This window comes from Streptomyces sp. NPDC059917 (assembly GCF_042730635.1).
Lineage (GTDB): Bacteria > Actinomycetota > Actinomycetes > Streptomycetales > Streptomycetaceae > Streptomyces.
Genome location: NZ_JBHWLC010000043.1, coordinates 41,100 through 60,702 on the forward strand (window position 1 = coordinate 41,100; position 19,603 = coordinate 60,702).

At 73.0% G+C, this 19,603-nt stretch carries 20 protein-coding genes; 11 read left to right on the forward strand and 9 right to left on the reverse strand.

From position 1 onward, the window contains the following. Positions 1 to 33 precede the first annotated feature (33 nt). Entirely contained in the window at positions 34 to 849 is an 816-nt protein-coding gene (locus tag ACFWAR_RS23995) for a site-2 protease family protein (protein ID WP_385780601.1), read from the forward strand. Here the strand turns inward: ACFWAR_RS23995 and ACFWAR_RS24000 are convergent. Next, a complete protein-coding gene (locus ACFWAR_RS24000) occupies positions 830 to 1,006 on the reverse strand; it encodes a hypothetical protein (protein ID WP_354383542.1) in 177 nt (58 codons plus the stop codon). The genes ACFWAR_RS23995 and ACFWAR_RS24000 overlap by 20 nt on opposite strands. 218 nt (positions 1,007 to 1,224) lie before the next feature. On the opposite strand from ACFWAR_RS24000, the gene ACFWAR_RS24005 reads away from it, so the two are divergent. Next, on the forward strand, positions 1,225 to 3,276 hold the full coding sequence (locus ACFWAR_RS24005) for a TerD family protein (protein ID WP_385780603.1): 2,052 nt from the start codon (positions 1,225 to 1,227) through the stop codon (positions 3,274 to 3,276). Positions 3,277 to 3,344: 68 nt separating this feature from the next. Here the strand turns inward: ACFWAR_RS24005 and npdG are convergent, their stop codons facing one another. After that, positions 3,345 to 4,049, reverse strand: a complete 705-nt coding sequence (gene npdG, locus ACFWAR_RS24010; protein WP_385780605.1) for an NADPH-dependent F420 reductase — start codon at positions 4,047 to 4,049, stop codon at positions 3,345 to 3,347. A gap of 95 nt (positions 4,050 to 4,144) precedes the next feature. Between npdG and ACFWAR_RS24015 the strand changes: the two genes are divergently transcribed. Then, positions 4,145 to 4,747, forward strand: a complete 603-nt coding sequence (locus ACFWAR_RS24015; protein WP_385780608.1) for a hypothetical protein — start codon at positions 4,145 to 4,147, stop codon at positions 4,745 to 4,747. 9 nt (positions 4,748 to 4,756) lie between these two features. On the opposite strand, the gene ACFWAR_RS24020 is transcribed toward ACFWAR_RS24015, so the two are convergent. Further along, a complete protein-coding gene (locus tag ACFWAR_RS24020; RefSeq protein WP_385780611.1) occupies positions 4,757 to 4,996 on the reverse strand; it encodes a hypothetical protein in 240 nt (79 codons plus the stop codon). Between the two features lie 58 nt (positions 4,997 to 5,054). On the opposite strand from ACFWAR_RS24020, the gene map reads away from it, so the two are divergent. Then, the gene (gene map, locus ACFWAR_RS24025; protein ID WP_385780614.1) at positions 5,055 to 5,912 is read left to right on the forward strand and encodes a type I methionyl aminopeptidase; all 858 of its coding nucleotides are present in this window, start codon (positions 5,055 to 5,057) and stop codon (positions 5,910 to 5,912) included. Positions 5,913 to 6,061: 149 nt separating this feature from the next. Then, positions 6,062 to 6,709 (forward strand): heme oxygenase (biliverdin-producing), encoded by a 648-nt coding sequence (locus ACFWAR_RS24030; protein ID WP_385780617.1) that lies wholly within the window; start codon positions 6,062 to 6,064, stop codon positions 6,707 to 6,709. 69 nt (positions 6,710 to 6,778) lie between these two features. On the opposite strand, the gene ACFWAR_RS24035 is transcribed toward ACFWAR_RS24030, so the two are convergent. From ACFWAR_RS24035 to ACFWAR_RS24045, 3 genes are all read right to left on the reverse strand, one after another. Further along, complete coding sequence (locus tag ACFWAR_RS24035; RefSeq protein ID WP_385780619.1) at positions 6,779 to 7,429, reverse strand: PhzF family phenazine biosynthesis protein; 651 nt, start codon at positions 7,427 to 7,429, stop codon at positions 6,779 to 6,781. A 25-nt stretch (positions 7,430 to 7,454) separates the two neighbouring features. After that, complete coding sequence (locus ACFWAR_RS24040) at positions 7,455 to 8,963, reverse strand: HtaA domain-containing protein (protein ID WP_385780622.1); 1,509 nt, start codon at positions 8,961 to 8,963, stop codon at positions 7,455 to 7,457. A 72-nt stretch (positions 8,964 to 9,035) separates the two neighbouring features. After that, complete coding sequence (locus tag ACFWAR_RS24045) at positions 9,036 to 10,484, reverse strand: HtaA domain-containing protein (RefSeq protein ID WP_385780625.1); 1,449 nt, start codon at positions 10,482 to 10,484, stop codon at positions 9,036 to 9,038. Between the two features lie 124 nt (positions 10,485 to 10,608). Between ACFWAR_RS24045 and ACFWAR_RS24050 the strand changes: the two genes are divergently transcribed. From ACFWAR_RS24050 to efeU, 6 genes are all read left to right on the forward strand, one after another. Beyond that, a complete protein-coding gene (locus tag ACFWAR_RS24050) occupies positions 10,609 to 11,640 on the forward strand; it encodes a hemin ABC transporter substrate-binding protein (RefSeq protein WP_385780628.1) in 1,032 nt (343 codons plus the stop codon). 1 nt (position 11,641) lies between these two features. Further along, entirely contained in the window at positions 11,642 to 12,808 is a 1,167-nt protein-coding gene (locus ACFWAR_RS24055; protein ID WP_385780631.1) for a FecCD family ABC transporter permease, read from the forward strand. Between the two features lie 98 nt (positions 12,809 to 12,906). Next, the gene (locus ACFWAR_RS24060; protein WP_385780688.1) at positions 12,907 to 13,710 is read left to right on the forward strand and encodes a heme ABC transporter ATP-binding protein; all 804 of its coding nucleotides are present in this window, start codon (positions 12,907 to 12,909) and stop codon (positions 13,708 to 13,710) included. A 165-nt stretch (positions 13,711 to 13,875) separates the two neighbouring features. Beyond that, positions 13,876 to 15,012 carry an iron uptake system protein EfeO gene (gene efeO / locus ACFWAR_RS24065; RefSeq protein ID WP_385780634.1) on the forward strand — a complete coding sequence of 379 codons (1,137 nt, stop codon included), beginning with the start codon at positions 13,876 to 13,878 and terminating at the stop codon, positions 15,010 to 15,012. 13 nt (positions 15,013 to 15,025) lie between these two features. Beyond that, a complete protein-coding gene (gene efeB / locus ACFWAR_RS24070) occupies positions 15,026 to 16,333 on the forward strand; it encodes an iron uptake transporter deferrochelatase/peroxidase subunit (protein ID WP_385780637.1) in 1,308 nt (435 codons plus the stop codon). 18 nt (positions 16,334 to 16,351) lie between these two features. Then, positions 16,352 to 17,191 (forward strand): iron uptake transporter permease EfeU, encoded by an 840-nt coding sequence (efeU, locus tag ACFWAR_RS24075; RefSeq protein WP_385780640.1) that lies wholly within the window; start codon positions 16,352 to 16,354, stop codon positions 17,189 to 17,191. A 2-nt stretch (positions 17,192 to 17,193) separates the two neighbouring features. Here the strand turns inward: efeU and ACFWAR_RS24080 are convergent, their stop codons facing one another. The 3 genes from ACFWAR_RS24080 to ACFWAR_RS24090 all read right to left on the reverse strand — a co-directional run bounded on the left by ACFWAR_RS24080 (position 17,194) and on the right by ACFWAR_RS24090 (position 19,508). Then, positions 17,194 to 17,766: a GNAT family N-acetyltransferase gene (locus ACFWAR_RS24080; protein WP_385780643.1), complete on the reverse strand. Its 573-nt coding sequence runs from the start codon at positions 17,764 to 17,766 to the stop codon at positions 17,194 to 17,196. After that, complete coding sequence (locus ACFWAR_RS24085; RefSeq protein ID WP_385780646.1) at positions 17,763 to 18,626, reverse strand: PhzF family phenazine biosynthesis protein; 864 nt, start codon at positions 18,624 to 18,626, stop codon at positions 17,763 to 17,765. Before ACFWAR_RS24085 ends, ACFWAR_RS24080 begins: the two co-directional genes overlap by 4 nt. A gap of 108 nt (positions 18,627 to 18,734) precedes the next feature. Further along, positions 18,735 to 19,508 carry an SDR family oxidoreductase gene (locus ACFWAR_RS24090; protein ID WP_385780649.1) on the reverse strand — a complete coding sequence of 258 codons (774 nt, stop codon included), beginning with the start codon at positions 19,506 to 19,508 and terminating at the stop codon, positions 18,735 to 18,737. Positions 19,509 to 19,603 lie beyond the last annotated feature (95 nt).

Below are 19,603 nucleotides of genomic sequence, written 5' to 3' on the forward strand. Positions count from 1 at the left end.
GTGGGCCGGGGCCCCTGGGATAGGTTTCGGGCCATGGGGCATCAGAGCGGTCACGGTGAGCGGCAGGTCAGTGCGGTCTTCCTCGGGGTCGCCGCGGTCATGGGCGTCACCGGCTGGGCCGTGTGGACCGACTACGCGACCAGTACCGGGCTCGCGGTGTTCCTCTTCGTCACGTCCGCGTGGATCGTCTCGCTGTGCCTGCACGAGTACGCGCACGCCCGTACCGCCCTGCACAGCGGGGACCTGTCGGTCGGGGCCAAGGGGTACCTGACGCTGAACCCGTTGAAGTACACGCACGCGATGCTGAGCATCGTGCTGCCGGTGATCTTCGTGATCCTGGGCGGGCTGGGCCTGCCCGGCGGGGCCGTGTACATCGAGCGCGGGCGGATCCAGGGGCGCTGGAAGCACAGCCTGATCTCGGCGGCCGGGCCGCTGACCAACGTGCTCTTCGCCGTCGTGTGCACGGCGCCGTTCTGGCTGGACGCGTTGGACGGGGTGCCGCAGGCCTTCCGCTACGCCCTCGGCTTCCTGGCGCTGCTCCAGGTCTCGGCCGCGATCTTGAACTTTCTGCCCGTGCCGGGCCTGGACGGCTACGGGGTGATCGAGCCGTGGCTCTCGTACAAGGTGCGCCGCGAGGTCGAACCGCTGGCGCCCTTCGGACTGCTCGCGGTCTTCGCCCTGTTGTGGATCCCCGGGGTGAACGCGTTCTTCTTCGACTTCGTGAACGCGGTCCTCGCCAAGCTCGGCGTGTCCGACCTGGACACCTACTGCGGCCGCGACCTGTACACCTTCTGGCAGGACGGCAGTCCGCTCTGCCAGTCCCGGGGGTTCAGCCCGCTCGGCGGCTGAGCCGCTCCTTGCGCAGGTAGAACCACGCCATGTTCGAGGTCACGCCCGCCAGCAGCACCCAGACGATGCCGAGGAAGCTGCCCTCGACGAAGGCGACGACGGCCGCGGCCACCGACAGGACGCAGACGACGATGGCGAACACGGCAAGGCGGGGCATGGGCCGGACTCCTCGGGAACACTGAACGGCGGACGACCCCTCCAGTGTCCCCCATCGTGCCGGGCAGTCATATCCGGCCCTTTTTCGTCCGAACCCGAGCGTTTCGCACGACGGGGGGTTTACGGTGCGCCCAGCGCGCCTCTCGGAGCGCGCGAACAGAACGACAGCCCGGCCGCTCGGCCCGTGACGGACGACACCGGGCCAGTGGGGGGACGGACATGCAGGAGATTTCCAAGGGCGCCAACGTCAGTCTGACGGCGCTGAGCGAGGACGTCGGGGCGGTCGTGGTGAGCCTCGGCTGGAGCAGTGCCTCGGGGGCGGGGGACGCCGACGTGTCGGTGCTGCTCGTGGACGAGAACGGCAAGGTCCGCGACGAGAACGACTTCTACTTCTACAACCACACCGCCGCCGCGGACGGCAGCGTGCAACTGCTGGGCAAGACACCGACCGACAACGGCGACGAGGACCGCATCAGCGTCGACCTGACGGCGGTGCGGGCGGACGTCGCACGGATCGTGATCGCGGCCAGCCAGTACGGCGGGACGTGCTTCGGGGACCTGGACGACCTGCGGATGACGGTCGCGGACCGCTCGGGCGAGCCGCTGGTCGGGTTCTCCATCGACGACGCGGGCGTGGAGACGGCCTTCATCTTCGGCGAGCTCTACCGGCGGGGCGAGGAGTGGAAGTTCCGCGCGGTGGGTCAGGGCTACGAGACCGGGCTGACCGGGCTGACCAACGACTTCGGGCACGCGCTCCCCGAGGAACCGGACGAGCCCGCGAGCCCGGAGGAGGCCGCGGAGGCGGGCTCCGCGGCGCCGACCGCCGCGCCCGTGGCCGCGCCGGACCCCACGGCCGCGCCCGCCGCGGCCCTCCCGGCGACCGACCCGGTCGCACCGGACGCCCCGGTCGCCCCGGCGGCGGCCGGCGCCGTGCCCGCGCAGACCCGGGGCCGGGCCCCGCGCACCACCAAGAAGAAGATCACGCTGCCGCGGGTGCCCAAGACCTCGCTCGCCGAGAACGACTCCTGGCGCCCGGCCCGGCTGTTCCCCGTCCCCTCCTTGAAGAGCGACGGCGAGCGCGAGGTGCGCGCCACCTCGGTGCTGCTGTCCGTCATGGCGCAGGTGCCGGAGCTGGGCCGCAGGTTGACCGCCGGATTCGGCGCGCCCGCCGGGCGGATGGAGACCTTCACCGAGGTGTCGCTGCCGCACGGGGACACCCCGCGGCGGCCGGACGGGGTGATCCGGGTGGAGCGCGCGGGCAAGCTGTGGACCGCGCTCGTGGAGACCAAGACCAACGGCAACCCGCTCAAGGCCGAGCAGGTGCAGCAGTACATGGACATCGCCGCGCGGCGCGGCTACGAAGCCGTGATCACGCTCTCCAACGACGTGGCCCTCGAAGGCGCCGCCATGGTGGACGTCAAGATCGACGGGCGGCGCAAGCACAAGGTCGGCCTCTGGCACCTCTCCTGGGCCGAGGTCGCCCACCAGGCGCAGATGCTGATCCGGCACGAGGGCGTGGGCAACGCCGCGCACGCCTGGCTGCTCCAGGAGCTGTTGGAGTACCTCCAGCACGACAACTCCGGCTGCCACGGCTTCCAGAACATGGGTCCCGCCTGGGTGCCCGTGCGCAAGGGCATCGAGGACGAGACCCTCGGCGCGGACGACCCGCGGGCCGTCGAGGTGGTCGGCAGCTGGGAGCGGCTGATCCGCCAGGTCTGCCTGCGCCTCGGCGGGGAGCTGGGCCAGAAGGCGCTGCCGGTGCAGCGGGCCCGCAAGGGCAGCGATCCGGGGGCCCGGCGCGCCGCCGCGGCCGCGCGGCTCGCGGCGGAGGGACGGCTGTCGGCGGAGCTGCGGATCGACGGGACCAGCGTGGTCATCGCGGTCAGCGCCGACCTGCGCACGGCCAAGGTGCGCACGTCCGTCGAGGTGCCGGCGCCGGAGGCCGCCTATCCGCTGGTGGGTGCGAAGCGGCTGCTGAGGCTGCTCGCCGAGGCTCCGGCGGACCTGCACGTGGAGACCCTGACCGACGGTGAGGGTCCGGGGCCGCGCGGCACCCTGGAGCGGCTGCGGCCCGAGCCGGGGGACCTGCTGCCCCGGGACGGCGCGGCCGTCACCGGCTTCCGGCTGTCGCTGGTCAAGGGGATGGGCAGCACCCGGGGCAATACGGAGTCGGGCTTCATCCGCAGCGTCGACGACGCCGTGGCCCGCTTCCACCAGGCCGTCGTGGCGCACCTGGGCGCCGTGGAGGGACGTACGGGCCGCCGCGGCTGAGGCGGGTGATGCGTACGGGCCTCCGCCGCCGCGTCCGGTCGGCGGGGGGCGGGGGCCCGTAGCGCGGCTCAGACGTCGGTGACGCGCAGGCCCGCGTGGGCCTTGTAGCGGCGGTTGACCGAGATCAGGTTGGCGACCAGCGACTCGACCTGGTGGGCGTTGCGGAGCCGGCCCGCGAAGATCCCGCGCATCCCCGGGATGCGGGCGGCGAGGGCCTGGACGATGTCGGTGTCGGCGCGCACCTCGCCGAGGACCATCACGTCCGTGTCGATCTCCTCCACCGACTCGTCCTGGAGCAGGACGGCCGACAGGTGGTGGAAGGCGGCGGTGACGCGCGAGCCGGGGAGCAGCAGCGCGGCCTGCTGGGCGGCGCTGCCCTCCTCGGGCTTGAGGGCGTAGGCGCCCTGCTTGTCGAAGCCGAGGGGGTTGACGCAGTCGACGACGAGCTTGCCCGTCAGCTCCTCGCGCAGCGCTTCCAGGGTCTTGGCGTGGCCGTCCCACGGCACGGCGATGATCACGACGTCGCTGCGCCGGGCGCACTCGGCGTTGTCCGCGCCCTCCACGCCGAGGCCGAGCTCCGCCGCGGCGGCCTCGGCGCGGTCGGCGGCGCGCGAGCCGATGATCACCTTCTGGCCCGCGCGGGCGAGCCGGTAGGCGAGGCCGCGGCCCTGGTCCCCGGTACCGCCGAGGACGCCGACGATCAGGCCCGAGACGTCGGGGAGGTCGTGGGGGTCCTTCGCCGGGGGCTTCTGGGTGTTGTCTGTGGAAGTCATGGGGGCGAGGGTACTGCCGGGTAGCGCAAGGCCGAATGGGTGAGCGGGTGCCAAACGCTCCTGCTTTGCGCCGTCCGTGGTGCAGGATGCCGCCCATGGATGCCGTCAGGGTCGCCCTGCTGCGCGAGGTGCTGGCCGGTACGCAGTGGCCCGGGGCCGCCCGCCGCTTCGCGGGATCGCTGCGCCGGGCGGTGGTCCCGGCGGGCGGGAACCTGCTGCTGGTGGGGACCGAGAGCTACGAACCCTGGCACCTGGCCGCGCACCTGGTGGACGAGGCGGCCTGGTCGGGGCGGCCGGAGCTGGCGCCGACGCTGGTGCGCCACCGGGTGCTGCCCGGGGAGCCGCCGCACCTGTCGGTGGGCCTGGGGCGGCTGGCCGCGGCCCGGCGCGGGCACACGCTGCTGGTGGTGGCGCCGGAGCGGCCCGGCGAGGGGCTGCTGGAGCGGGTGCACGACGCGCGCCGCTCGGGGGCGACCGTGCTGTCCCTCGACGGCGGCGACCGGGAGCTGGCCGCCTTGGCGCACGACGGCCTGTCGGTGCCCGAGGGCGCCGAGCTGGACCTGGACACGGCGTCGCACCTGGTCAGCGCGGCGGCCGGGGAGAACGGCGTCCCGACCCAGCGCACCCCGCACCGCTTCCGGGACCGGCTGGCGCGGCTGGCCGACCAGCTGACCGCCCCGCCGCCCAACCGCTGGTAGCCCCGGCTCCTAGGGTGCGCTGTCGCCCTGCCCCTCTTCCCGGGTCTTGTCGTTCCACTTGGGGTCGTTCTGCCACTCCAGATTCCGCTCCTGCGCGGTCTCCATCGCGTGGTTCGCCTCCTCGGGCGTGGCGTAGGGACCGAAGCGGTCCTTCGCCGGGCATTCCGGCCCCTCCTCGACCTTCTTGTGGACGAGGCAGTAGTACCACTCGCCCGGTTTGCCCACCTGGCGCTTCTTGAACAGAGCCATTCGACGCTCCTTCCTCTGCCGCCATGCTGCCCGATCCCCGCTGGATACACTCGTTCGCATGTCTGGCCAGTCGCTGCTCGTTCCAGGCGAGCTCTCCCCCGCCCTTTCCGTTCCCGGAAACATCCGCCGGCCCGAGTACGTGGGCAAGCCCGCGCCCACTCCGTACACCGGACCGGAGGTGCAGACGGCCGAGACCATCGAGGCGATGCGCATCGCCGGCCGCATCGCCGCGCAGGCGATGGAGGAGGCCGCCAAGCTCATCGCCCCCGGGGTGACCACCGACGCGCTGGACCGGGTCGCGCACGCGTACATGTGCGACCACGGTGCCTACCCGTCGACCCTGGGCTACCGGGGTTTCCCCAAGTCCCTCTGCGCCTCCGTCAACGAGGTCATCTGCCACGGCATCCCGGACTCCACGGTGCTGCGTGACGGCGACATCGTGAACCTCGACGTCACGGCCTACATCGGCGGCGTGCACGGCGACAACAACGCCACCTACCTGTGCGGCGACGTCGACGAGGAGTCGCGCCTGCTGGTCGAGCGCACCCGCGAGTCGCTGAACCGCGCGATCAAGGCGGTCAAGCCGGGCCGCCAGATCAACGTCATCGGCCGGGTCATCGAGTCGTACGCCAAGCGCTTCGGCTACGGCGTGGTCCGCGACTTCACCGGGCACGGCATCAACTCGTCCTTCCACTCCGGCCTGATCGTCCCGCACTACGACAGCCCGCACGCCACCACCGTCATCGAGCCCGGCATGACCTTCACCATCGAACCGATGCTGACGCTGGGCACCCACGAGTACGACATGTGGAAGGACGGCTGGACGGTCGTCACGAAGGACCGCAAGCGCACGGCCCAGTTCGAGCACACGCTGGTGGTGACGGACACCGGGGCGGAGATCCTCACGCTGCCGTAATCGACCCACGTCGAACGAACCCCTGACAGGGCGGCGGGGAAGGCGTACATTTTTTACCGACAGGACGTCGGTAACCGATTGACTTAGGTAAGCCTAAGTAGGAAGATCGGTCGTACCCCTTCCCCGCTCACGGTCTCTGGAGGTCCGTCTTGGACGCCTTCTCTACGGTCATCCGCGTCGCGTCGCACGAGCAGCACACGGAGGCCGAGACGTCGTCGTTCATGAGCGACCTGCTCGGCGGCCGGCTCGGCGTCGACGCCTACACCCGCTACACCGAGCAGCTCTGGTTCGTGTACCGGGCGCTGGAGGACGCGGCCGAGTCCCTCAAGGACGACCCGGTCGCGGGCCCCTTCATCCAGCCCGAGCTGATGCGCGTCGCCGAGATCGAGCGCGACCTCGCCCACCTGCTCGGCCCGGACTGGCGCGAGAGCGTGGTGGCCCTGCCGGCGACCCGCGCGTACGCCGACCGGGTCGCCGCCTGCGCCGCCGAGTGGCCCGGCGGGTACGTCGCCCACCACTACACCCGCTACCTCGGCGACCTCTCCGGCGGCCAGATCATCCGCGACAAGGCCGAGCGCACCTGGGGCTTCGAGCGCAAGGGCGACGGCGTGCGGTTCTACGTCTTCGAGGCCATATCCAACCCGGCGGCCTTCAAGCGCGGTTACCGCGAGCTGCTGGACGCGATCGCCGCGGACGACCTGGAGAAGCAGCGCATCATCGACGAGTGCAAGCGCGCCTTCGACTTCAACGGGGCGGTCTTCCGCGAACTGGGCGACCAGTTCCCGCTCAGCGCCTAGCCCCCTCCGGGGGCCTTGGCCCTCCGGGGGCCTCGATCCCCCCGGGGGTCTTGGCCCTCCGAGGGCGTCTCAGTCCGCGAAGCGGACCCGGCCGCCGATGTCGATCGTGCCGTCGGGGCCCGGGGCGGTGAGGATCTGGGAGCCCGCGCCCTGCGTGATGTTCAGGGCCCGGTTCAGCTGGGCCGTCAGCAGCAGCGCCGCCGAGCCCGTCGCCTCGTCCTCGACGATCGCCCCGTCGGGGCGGCGCGGGAAGCCGCGGGCCCGGATCCGGCCCGCCCGCTCGTCCTCCCAGGCCCACGCGTACAACCAGCCCTCGCCCGGCGGCGGGGCGGGCAGCGCCTCGACCTCGGCCGCGCTCGCGTACTGCTCGGTCCGCTTGCCCTCGACCCATTCGGCGCGGGCCGTGATCCAGGTGAACTCCCCGTCGTCGCGGGCCCATACGGCGCCCGCGGGCGGCCTCAGCTCCTCGACGTCCAGCAGCCAGGCCACCCCGACCAGGGGGTGTCCGGCGAAGGCCATCCGGGTGCCGGGGGTACGGATGTCGACGACCCCGCGTTCGGGGTCGTCGACGAACACCGTTTCGCTGTAGCCGAGTTCGGCCGCCAGCGCCTGCCGGGACGCGTCGTCGGGACATCGCCTGCCGTCACGCACGACGCCCAGCAGGTTGCCGAACCGCCCGTCGCCCGCGCAGAACACCTTGAGCACGTCGAGATCGTTCACGCGGGCATTCAAACACGGGGGTCGCTCAGCCGCGCAGGGTCCGGCGCCGACGGGCCACGAACACCGCGCCCGCACCGGCCGCGATCACCGCGCCGGAGGCGGCGAGCAGGGCGCCCGCGGGGACTTCGGCGCCGGTGGAGGCGAGGTTGCCGCCCGCCGAGCCGCCGACGCTGCCGCCGCCGCCCGCCGTACCGCCGGTGCCGCCCGTGGTGCCCGTACCGCCCGTGGTGCCGGAGCCGCCGGTGGTGCCGCCCGTACCGCCGGGCAGGGTGGCGTCCTTGTCGACGGTGACGGCGAGGTTGATGTCGTCGAAGCGCTCGCCCTTCGCGTACATGGACTTGGTGCCGTCGAGGAAGGCATCGGAGCCCTCCTGCGTCAGGGCGGTGCGGACGCCGTTGAGGGCGAGCACCCCGTTCGCCGTCTTGTAGTCGGTCTTCGGGAGGCTGAGGGTGGCGAAGGGGACGGCCTTCTTGTCCAGCGTGGCCGTCTTCACGTCCAGCACCAGCACGCCCTTGTCGCCGGTGGCGACGATCCGCGGGTTGGCGAAGGTCATGTCGATGTGGTGGTCGGTGAACTGGAAGCGCAGGTTGCCCGCGAAGGAGGCTTCGAGCCGCTGGCCCTTGGCATCAAGCGTGCCCTTGCCCGCGGTGAAGTCGAAGGTGTCGCCGTTCTTGACCGCGCCGTCCGCCGGGGTGACCGTGCCCTTGCCCTTGAGGACGTAGCCGCGGAAGGACTCCTTCAGGCCCCAGGTGAGCTTGCCGCCCAGGAGCTGCTGCGGGCCGTCCGCCGACGGGGAGGGCGACGCGGAGGTGGAGGAGGACGGGGCGGCCGACGTGGAAGCGGAGGCGGAGGCCGAAGCGGAGGCGGACGTCGAGGTGGAGGGCGAGGGGGACGTGGAGGTCGAGGTCGAGGGCGAGGGAGACGTGGACGGGTTCGCGAACTCCAGCTTCGACGTCAGCGGGTCGCCCGCGAGGTCCGCGTAGGTCCCCGAGCCGAGCTGGTCCGCGAACTCCTTGGTGATCTTGGTGGTCAGCTTGTCCATCACCGGCCCGGTGAAGCCCACCGCGGCCAGCGGGACGCCCGCGGTCGCCACGCCGTTCTTCTTGACGTCGCCGGTCAGGACGCCCGTACCGGTGTCGAAGCGCAGGTTGCTCAGGGTCACTTCGAAGCCGTGGATCGTGGACTTGAAGGTGACGCTGCCCTTGAAGGCCGCGGTGGTGACGTGGCCCCCGTCCTTGTCGTACTGCCCGGTGGCCGAGCCGAAGGTGAAGGTGTTGTCGGCGTTCTTCACGGCCCCGTCCGCCACGGTGATCTCGCCCTTGGCCATGCCGAGGACGTAGGCGCGGTAGCGCTCCAGCACGCCCCAGGTCAGCGTGCCGTTGACGATCGGGATGGGCGCGGCCTTCGCCGCGGCGGGCCCGGCGGCGGGGGCGGAGCCCACCGCCGTCGCGGGCAGGACGAAGGCGGTGGTGCCGAGCGCGGCGGCGGTGACGACGGCGGCCGCGACGGCGATCGGGCGGCGGGGGGACGACATGGCTGAGGACTCCAGGGAAGGAAAGGAAAGGAAAGGAAGCGGGGAAGGAGCGCGGGAAGGGGTGCGCGCGCGTCAGTCGGCTGCGGGGGTGTCCGCCGGGGTGGCCGCGTCCGTACGGCGCTTGCGGACGACCAGGAAGGCGGCGCCGCCGGCGAGGACCAGGACGGCCGCGCCGAGGGCGACGTACGTCCCCGTGCCGAGGGTGGTGGAGGCGGACGCGGCGTTGTCGGCGGCTGCCGCCGGAGCGGGGGTGGCGCTCTGCGGGGCGGCGGCCGCCGGGGTGGGCGTGGCCGTCGAGCCCAGGTCGGGCAGGGCCGGCAGCTGCGCCGTGGCGTCGAGGGCGACGGCGAGCGAGACGGGGTCCATCTCGGTGCCCGCCTTGTACATCGAGTTGAAGGCCTTGGACCCGCCCTCGGTCAGGGTCGCGGGGGCCTCGGTGAGGACGGCGAGCTTGGCGTTCTTCTCGTCGGCCTTGAGCCCCTTGGCGTCGAACTCGGCGAGGGCGACGGCATTCTCGGTCCTGCCCGCGGTGGTGACGTCGGCGCTCAGGACGCCCTTGCCGTTCTCGATCTTGACGCTCATCTTGCCGAGGGTCAGGTCGAGGTGGGCCCCGGTGAAGCGGACGCTGCCCGCGAAGGCCGCGTCCAGGGTGCCCTTGGCGGCGTCGTACGCGCCCTTGCCCTGCGGGAAGCGGAAGAGCGCGCCGCCGTCCTGCGCACCGTCGGCGAGGGTCCACTTGCCCTGGCCGATCGAGCCGGTGACGTACTCGCGGAAGGTGCGCCGCACGCCCCAGTCCACGGCGGCGTCGGCGAAGGCGCCCTGCGGGGCGGAGGCGGAGGGGGCCGCGGCGCTGGGCTGTGCGCCCGGGCTCTGCGCGGCGCCGCCCGCGGCGGCGAGCACGTCGGCGGAGAGCGAGACCGGGTCGAGCGCGGCGCCGGCCGCGTAGTAGCCGGCGAAGGACTGCGCGCCCTGGCTGGTGAGGGTGGCGGGGACGTTGGTGAGGGCGAGCGGGCTGCCGCCGCCCTTCATGTTGATCCCGCCGAGGCCGAGGGTGGCGAAGGGGACCTGGGACTGGGTGCTGACCGCGCCGGTGTCCTTGGCCTTGCTGGTCACGTCGACGTAGAGGGTGCCGGCGCCGCCCGCGATCTTCACGGTGGGGTTGCTGACGCTCAGGTCGAGTTCGTAGCCGCCGTCGGGCTTCTGGTGGCCCTGGAAGGTGACGCCGCCGGAGAAGGCCGCGCGGAACTCACCGCTGTCCGGGTCGTAGGAACCGGTGGCGGAGTGGAAACGGAAGAGGCTGCCGCCGACGGTGGCCGCGCCGTTCTTCAGCCGGAAACTGCCTTTCGCGACCGGGCCGGTGACATAACTCTGGAAAGACGATTTGATGCCCCAGTCGAGCCGCCCTCCCTGAACCGTGCGGCTCGCGGCCTGCGCGGTGGTCGGGAGCAGCGCCCCCACCAGGGCCGCCAGCAGCGTCGCCAACAGGGCGACGGCGGGCGTACGGACGGGTCGTGCGGACATGAATGTCCCCTCCAGGGTCTGGCAAGTCAGGTTAGGCTAACCTAAGCTACATCCGGCCGGGTGCGGAACCCCCCGGTCAGCCAGATCCACTCGAACTCCAGTCGGACGACAGGACGGTGCCTTCGTGCCTACGCCCGCCGCGTCACCCCGCTTCCCCCGCCTCGCCGTCGCCCTGGCCGCCGTACTGGCCCTCGGACTGACCGTGACGGGCTGCGGAGGTACGGCAACGACCGCGGGCGCTCCCGCCCATGCCCCCGCCGCGCCGGACCGGGTGGAGCCGCTCTCGCCCGCGCCGTCCCCGGCCCTGCCCGTGACCGTGCCCTCGGCCGACGGCGCCAGCGTCACCGTCACGTCGGCGGACCGGATCATCCCGCTCACCGGCAGCCTCAACGAGATCGTCCAGACCCTCGGCCTGGGCGACCGGGTCGTCGCCCGGGACATCACCGCCACCTTCGAACAGGCCGCGAAACTGCCGGTGGTGACGCGGGCCCACGACGTGTCCGCGGAGAGCGTGCTCTCGCTGCGGCCGACGCTGGTGATCGCGGAGACCACGACCGGCCCGGCCGAGGCGATCCAGCAGATCCGCGACGCGGGCATCGCGCTGCTGGTCGTCGCACCGGCCAAATCGCTGGCGGACGTACCGAAGCGGATCGAGGCGGTGGCCGCCGCACTGGGCGTCAAGGACGCGGGCGCACAGCTGAACCAGCGCACCGCCGAGCGGATCGACGCCGCCCGCAAGGCGATTCCGGCCTCGGCGAGCGGCTCGGGCAAGAAGCCGCGGGTCGCCTTCCTCTACCTGCGCGGCACCGCCTCCGTGTACCTGCTGGGCGGCGCGGACTCCGGCGCGGGCTCGCTGCTGGAGGCCGCGGGAGCGGTGGACGCGGGCAAGGAGTCCGGCCTGACCAAGGACTTCACCCCGATCACCAGCGAGGCGCTGGCCGCCGCGGCGCCCGACGCGATCCTCGTCATGACCAAGGGCCTGGACTCGGTCGGCGGCCTCGACGGCCTGGTCAAGATCCCGGGCGTGGCCCAGACCCCGGCGGGCATGGACCGCCGCGTGGTCACGGTCGACGACGGGGTCCTGCTGAACTACGGCCCGCGCACGGACCAGGTCCTGACCTCCCTCGTCGCCCAGCTCTACGGCAAGGCCGCCTGACGTGACCCTGTCCTACGACGAACCCGCCGACCACGCCCCGGCCCCGGCTGCCGCGTCCCCGGCCCCCGCCGCCGCGTCCCCCGACCCGGCACCGGCGGCCGCGCCCCCGCCCACTCCCCCTTCCCCTCCCCCGGCCGGACGCCGCGGGCGCGCCGCGCTGCTGACCACCGCCCTGGCCGTCGCCCTGGTCCTGCTCGCGCTCGTCTCCGCCGGGACCGGGGCCTACCGGATCCCGGTCGGCGACGTGCTCGACTCCCTCCGGCACCACCTCGGGCTCGGCGGCGCCCCCCTCGACCGGGTCGGCGAGAGCGTGCTGTGGAACGTACGGCTGCCGCGCGTCGTGCTCGCCCTGCTCGTCGGGGCCAGCCTGGGCTGCGCGGGCGCGCTGATGCAGGGCGTCTTCGGCAACCCGCTCGCCGAACCGGGGGTCATCGGGATCTCGGCGGGCGCCGCCGTCGGCGCGGTCGCCGCGATCGGCCTCGGGCTGACCTTCCTCGGCAACTGGACGATCACGGTCTGCGCCTTCGCCGCGGGCCTGGCCACCGTCTCCGCCGTCTACCTGCTCTCCCGCAACGGCGGGAAGACCGAGGTCGTCACCCTCATCCTGACCGGCATCGCGGTCAACGCCTTCGCGGGCGCCCTGATCGGCCTGTTCGTCTTCTTCGCGGACAGCGGCCAGGTCAACCAGATCACCTTCTGGCAGCTCGGCTCCCTCGCCCAGGCCACCTGGCCCAAGGTGCTCGCCGTCCTGCCGTGCGCCCTGGCCGGTCTGCTGCTCGCCCCCTTCTACGCCCGCAAGCTCGACCTCCTCTCGCTCGGCGAGCGCCCCGCCCGCCACCTCGGCGTCGACGTCGAACGCCTGCGCCTCGCGCTGGTCCTGGTGGTCGCGCTGCTCACCGCCGCGGCCGTCGCCGTCGCCGGAGTGATCACCTTCGTGGGCCTGCTCGTCCCGCACCTGCTGCGCATGGCCAACGGTCCCGGCCACCGCTTCCTGGTGCCCGGCAGCGCGCTCGCCGGCGCCGTGGTCCTGGTCGCGGGCGACCTGGCCGCCCGGACCGTCGCCCAGCCCGCCGAGCTGCCGCTCGGCGTGCTCACCGCCCTGATCGGCAGCCCGTTCTTCTTCTGGCTGCTGCGTCGCACCCGCCGCAAGCAAGGAGGCTGGGCGTGACCAGCACGGCAACGGCCCGAGCCGGTTCATCCGACGCGGCGGCGGGCGGCGCCCGCGCCGGTAGGTTCGGCGGCCTCTTCGGGCGCCGGGGGCGCGAAGTGCCGCGGCGGCCCGCCACCGGCAGCGCCTTCGCCGAGGCCGCGGGGCTCCGGGTGCGCCACGGCGCGCACGAGGTGCTGCGGGGCATCGACCTGACCGTCCGGGCCGGGGAGGTGTTGGCCCTGGTCGGCCCCAACGGCGCCGGGAAGTCCACGCTGCTGGCCGCGCTCGCCGCCGATCTGCCCGCCGCTTCCGGTTCGGTACGGATCGACGGCCGCGCGGTCGGCGACTGGCCCGCGCCCGACCTGGCGCTGCGCCGCTCCGTGCTGCCCCAGGCCGCCGCGCTGGCCTTCCCCTTCCCCGTGGAGGACGTCGTGCGGATGGGCCGCGCGCCCTGGGCCGGCACCCCCTTCGCCGACTCCGACGACCGGCTGGTGGCCGACGCCATGGCCGCCACCGAGGTCACCGACTTCGCCGCGCGGCCCTTCGCCGCCCTGTCCGGCGGCGAGCGGGCCCGGGTCGCCCTCGCCCGCGTCCTGGCCCAGGCGGCGCCGTTGCTCCTGCTCGACGAGCCGACGGCCGCCCTGGACCTGCGCCACCAGGAACTGGTGCTGCGGATCTGCCGGGAGCGGGCGGCCGCGGGCGACGCGGTGGTCGTCGTCCTGCACGACCTCGGGCTGGCGGCCGCCTACGCCGATCGGGTGGCGGTGCTCCACGAAGGGCGCATCGCGGTCGACGGACCTCCGGCCGAGGTCTTCGAGGACGGCCTGCTGAGCCGTGTCTACCGGCAGCCGGTGGAGGTCCTGGCCCATCCGCGCACCGGGGCGCCGCTGGTGGTGCCGGTGCGTTCCGGCCGGTCTTGACCTGCCCTTGACTCGACGTTGGGGGTGCCATGGCGGGGCCGTGACGGCTCCGTGTCCGCCGCGCGGAGGTGAGAGCTGAATCACTGGACGAGTGGGTATCGGTGAGGTAAGCCTCGGTTAAGTTAGGTCCGCCTCACCCAGCCTTCGCCCTCGCCAGGAGCCTCCATGCGATCCGCAGCCCGCTTCACCGTCTTCACCGCGGCCGCCGCCGTGGCCGCGCTCACCGCCGTCACGGGCTGCGCCCAGAAGAGCGACGCGGGCGACGGGGCGATCAAGGTCGCGGCCTCGGACACCGCCTGCGAGGTCTCCAAGAAGGAGACCCCCGCGGGCAAGGTCCAGTTCGAGGTGGAGAACAAGGGCTCCAAGGTCACCGAGCTGTACGTCTACTTCCCGGACGGCCGCATCGTGACCGAGAAGGAGAACATCGGCCCGGGCACCAAGGCGTCCATCACCGCCGAGATCAAGCCGGGCGACTACGAGGTCGCCTGCAAGCCCGGCATGAAGGGCGACGGCATCCGCCAGAAGCTCAAGGTCACCGGTGAGGGCGGCGAGAAGCGCAGCCCCGAGCTGGACGCGGCCGTCGCCGAGTACCGCAAGTACGTCCAGGCGCAGGCCGACGAGACCCTGCCCAAGACCCAGGTCTTCGTGGACGCGGTCAAGGCGGGCGACGTCGAGGCCGCGAAGAAGGCGTACGCGCCCTCGCGCATCGGCTGGGAGCGCACCGAGCCGGTCGCGGAGTCCTTCGGTGACATCGACCCGAAGACCGACACCCGCCAGGACGGCCTGGAGGCCGGGCAGGCGTGGACCGGTTGGCACCGTCTGGAGAAGGCCCTGTGGGCCGACAACAAGATCGGTGACGAGGAGAAGAAGCTCGCCGACCAGCTGATCACCGACCTCACCGACTGGCAGAAGCGCGTCGGCACCGCGGAGATCACCCCGACCTCGATGGCCAACGGCGCCAAGGAGCTCCTCGACGAGGTCGCCACCGGCAAGGTGACGGGCGAGGAAGAGACCTACAGCCACACCGACCTGGTCGACTTCAAGGCCAACGTCGAGGGCGCGCAGAAGGCCTACGAGCTGCTGAAGCCGGCGGCCGCCAAGAACGACCCGGCGCTCACCAAGCAGCTGGACACCCAGTTCGTGGCGCTGAACACGCTGCTGGACAAGTACCGCGCGGACAAGAACGGCTACGAGTTCACCTCGTACGACAAGGTCGGCGCCCCCGAGCGCAAGGAGCTCTCGGACGGCGTCAACGCGCTGGCCGAGCCGCTCTCCAAGCTCGCCGCCGCCGTCACGAAGTAAGCGGGAGGCTCCGATGTCCGACACGACACCCGACCCGGCACCCGGCTCCGACGCTCCTGGCGACGCCACCGCCGCACCCGTCACGGGCAAGGGAGCCGCTCCCTCGCGCCGCTCCGTCCTCGGCTGGGGCGGGGCCGGGCTGGCGCTCGGCGCCGCCGCGGCCGGCGGTACGGTCGCCGCCCTCACCAGCGGCTCCGACGCCGTCCCCGCGGCCTCCGCGGGCGCGGCCGTGCCCTTCCACGGCGAGCACCAGGCGGGCATCGCCACCGCCGTCCAGGACCGGCTGCACTTCGCCGCCTTCGACGTGACGACGAAGGACCGCGCCGAGCTGATCAAGCTGCTCAAGGACTGGACCGAGGCGGCCCGCCTGATGACCGCCGGTCAGGCCGTCGGCGAGGGCGCCTTCGGCGGCCTCGCGCAGGCGCCGCCGGACGACACGGGCGAAGCCGTCGGCCTCAAGCCGTCCCGGCTGACCCTGACCATCGGTTTCGGCCCCGGCCTCTTCGCCAAGGACCGCTTCGGGCTGGAGGGCAAGCGCCCGGACGCCCTGGTGGACCTGGAGCTCTTCCCCGGCGACAACCTGGACCCGGCCCGCTCCGGCGGCGACCTGTGCGTCCAGGCCTGCGCGGACGACCCGCAGGTCGCGGTGCACGCCATCCGCAACCTCGCCCGCATCGGCTTCGGCAAGATCGCGGTGCGCTGGTCGCAGCTCGGCTTCGGCAAGACCTCCTCCACCACGCCCGACGCGCAGACCCCGCGCAACATGATGGGCTTCAAGGACGGCACCCGGAACGTCTCGGGCACCGACGAGAAGGCGCTCGCCCAGCACGTGTGGGCGACCGCCGCCGACGGCAGCGCCTGGATGGCCGGGGGCTCGTACCTGGTGGCCCGCCGCATCCGCATGCACATCGAGACCTGGGACCGCACCTCCCTGCAGGAGCAGGAGGACGTCTTCGGCCGCGACAAGGGCGAGGGCGCGCCGGTCGGCAAGTCCAAGGAGCGCGACGAGCCGTTCCTGAAGGCGATGAAGCCGGAGGCGCACGTGCGCCTGGCGCACCCGGACAGCAACAACGGCGCGACGATCCTGCGTCGCGGCTACTCCTTCACCGACGGCACGGACGGGCTGGGCCGCCTCGACGCGGGCCTGTTCTTCCTGGCCTACCAGCGCGACGTCCGCAAGGGGTTCGTGCCGGTGCAGCGCAGCCTGTCGAAGAACGACGCGCTCAACGAATACATCCAGCACGTGGGTTCGGCCGTCTTCGCCGTCCCGCCGGGCGTCCGCGACAAGGACGACTGGTGGGGCCGGACGCTGTTCGCATAGGCGCGGGGAGGAACCGACGTGTTCAGCAACTACCTGATCGGACTGCGCGAGGGGCTGGAAGCCAGCCTGGTCGTCTGCATCCTCATCGCCTACCTGGTCAAGACCGGGAACAAGGACAAGCTGGGGCCGCTGTGGCTCGGCGTGGGCCTGGCCGCCGCGCTGTCCCTCGCCTTCGGCGCGGGCCTGGAGTTCGGCACCTCGGAGCTGACCTTCCAGGCCCAGGAGGCGATCGGCGGCAGCCTGTCGATCATCTCGGTCGGCCTGGTGACCTGGATGGTCTTCTGGATGAAGCGCACCGCGCGGCACCTGAAGAGCGAGCTCCAGGGCAAGCTCGACGCCGCGCTCGCGATGGGCACCGGCGCGCTGGTGACGACCGCGTTCCTGGCGGTCGGCCGGGAGGGCCTGGAGACCTCGCTGTTCGTGTGGCGTTCGGTGCACGCGGCCGGTGACGGCGCGGGTCCGCTGATCGGGGTGCTGCTCGGCATCGCCACCGCGATCGTGCTGGGCTGGCTCTTCTACCGGGGCGCGCTGTCGATCAACCTGGCGAAGTTCTTCAAGTGGACCGGAGGCATGCTCGTCGTCGTCGCCGCGGGCGTGCTCGCGTACGGCGTCCACGACCTCCAGGAGGCCGACTTCCTGCCCGGTCTGAACAACAGGGCCTTCGACATCTCCGGGACGATCCCGCCGGACAGCTGGTACGGGACCCTGCTCAAGGGCACCTTCAACTTCCAGCCGGACCCGACCGTGCTCCAGCTCGGCGTGTGGGCGCTGTACCTGGTCCCCGTGCTGGCGCTGTTCCTCTACACGGCGAAGGCGCCGGCCGCCCCGGCCGAGGCGACGGTCGGCGCCGAGAAGTAGGGCTACCAGAGCCGGTCGATCGTCCCCGAGTACAGGCCGATCCGGGTCCCCGCGAAAGCGGCCGGGTCGGCCTGAGCCGTGAAGAAGGCGGCCATGACCACCTTGTCGAAACCCGGTGCGTCCGTCGCCAGCGGGTCCTCGGGGGTGCCGCCGACCAGGACGGCGCCGGGCAGCGGCCGGAAGCCGGCCGCCCCGTAGAAGGGGGCCAGCTCCCGGTCGCAGCTGAAGAGGGCGAGGTCCGGCCCCGGGCGCCGCGCCAGTGCGTCCCGCGCCGCCGCGACCAGGCGGCCGCCGTGGCCGCGCCCGCGCGCGTCCTCCCGGGTGACCACCGCGCTCAGGCCGGCGGCCCGGTACGTGCGCCCCGCGTGCCGGACCTCCTTGTGCAGCAGCGTCAGGGACGCGGCCACCGAGCCCGCCGCGTCGAGGAGCAGCATCGCGCGGGGCGCGAGGGCCGGGTCGTGGCCGGGCGAGGCGCCGGGCCAGGCCCGCGCCTCCAGGGCCTCGACCTGCGCGGCCAGTTCCGCGGGCACGGCGGCCTCGTCGTACGCGAGCACCCGCGACCGCGCCCCGCTCATCGGATCCGCGCTCCCGCGCCGCCGACGCGCACCCGGGGGTCGCCCGCGCGCAGCTCGACGGTGAGCACGCCGGGGCGGCCCATGTCCGTGCCCTGGTGCAGGGTCAGGGAGACGTCGGCGGGCACCAGGCCCAGCTCGCGCGCGTACGCCCCGAAGGCGGCCGCGGCGGCTCCGGTGGCCGGGTCCTCGACCACCCCGCCGACGGGGAAGGGGTTGCGGACGTCGAAGGCGTCGGGCGCGGTGCGGTGCACCAGCTGGACCGTGGTGAGGTCCAGGCGGCGCATCAGCGCCTCCAGGCGGGCGAAGTCGTAGGAGAGGTCCGCGAGCCGCTCGCGGGTGGCGGCGCCGAGCACCAGGTGCCGGGCCCCGGCGTAGGCGATCTTCGGCGGGAAGGCCGGGTCGAGGTCGGCGGCGGGCCAGTCCAGGGCGGCCAGCGCCTCGGCGAGGTCGGCCGCGCCGATCTCCTCCAGGTGCGGCTCGACGCTGGTCAGGGTGGCGCGCAGGGTGCCGTCGGGGTCCTTCGTCACCGACACGGGGACGGTCCCGGCGCGGGTCGCGAAGACCAGCTCGCCGGGGCCGGTGCGCTCGGCCAGGGCCACGGCGGTGGCGACGGTGGCGTGGCCGCAGAAGGGCACCTCGGCCTTGGGGCTGAAGTACCGCACGGTGAAGCCGCGTCCGGCCGGGGCGGCGAGGTCCTCGGGCGGGGCCGTGAGGAAGGCGGTCTCGCTGTACCCCAACTCCGCGGCGATCCCCAGCATCCGGGCGTCGTCGAGCCCGCCCGCGTCGAGCACGACCCCGGCGGGATTCCCCCCACCGGGCTCGGCGGAAAAGGCGGTGTACCGAAGGATCTCTACAGTCATGACCGCCTCAACCTCCCCTTCCCCCTCCCCATTCCCACCAGGCCACATCCAGCCCGCCCGGCGTTTGAGGGCCCGCCACCTCCAGCCCGCCCGGCGTTTGAGGCGCGGTCAGCCGCGGCCGATGTACGGCATCGCCGTCGCCATGACCGTCGCGAACTGGACGTTGGCCCCGAGCGGCAGCTCGGCCATGTGCAGGACGGTCGCCGCCACATCCCCCGCGTCCATCACCGGCTCGACCGCGAGCCGCCCGTCGGCCTGCAGGATCCCGGTCCGCATCCGTTCCGTCATCTCCGTGGCCGCGTTGCCGATGTCGATCTGCCCGCAGGCGATCCGGTACGGCCGCCCGTCCAACGACAGCGACTTCGTCAGGCCCGTCATCGCGTGCTTGGTCGCCGTGTAGGCGATGGAGTTCGGGCGCGGTACGTGCGCGGAGATGGAGCCGTTGTTGATGATCCGGCCGCCCTGCGGGTCCTGCGCCTTCATCAGCCGGAAGGCACCCTGCGCGCAGAGGAAGGCCCCGGTCAGGTTGACGTCGACGGCCTGCTTCCACGCCTCGTAGGTGATGTCCTCCAGCGCGACCCCGCCCGGCCCGAAGGTGCCCGCGTTGTTGAAGAGCAGGTCCAGGCGCCCGTACCGCTCGGCCACGGCCGCGTACAGCGCGTCCACGGCGGCCGGGTCGCTCACGTCGGTGGGCAGGCACAGGACCTCCGCCCCCGCCCCCGCGCCGGATCCCGCCGCCTCGGCCGTCTCGGCCAGCGGACCGGGCCGGCGGCCCGCCAGGGCCAGGCTCCAGCCCGCACCCGCCAGGGCGAGGGCGACCGTACGTCCGATGCCCGATCCGGCGCCGGTCACCACCGCGATCTTCTTCGTGCTTGCGTTCATGAGGCCGCAGGGTACGTCAGCCCGCGCTCCGGTCCCCGGCCGTTCCGATAGCTGAGAGCATGGGTCGGACAAACGTGTGAAGAAGCGATAAGCAG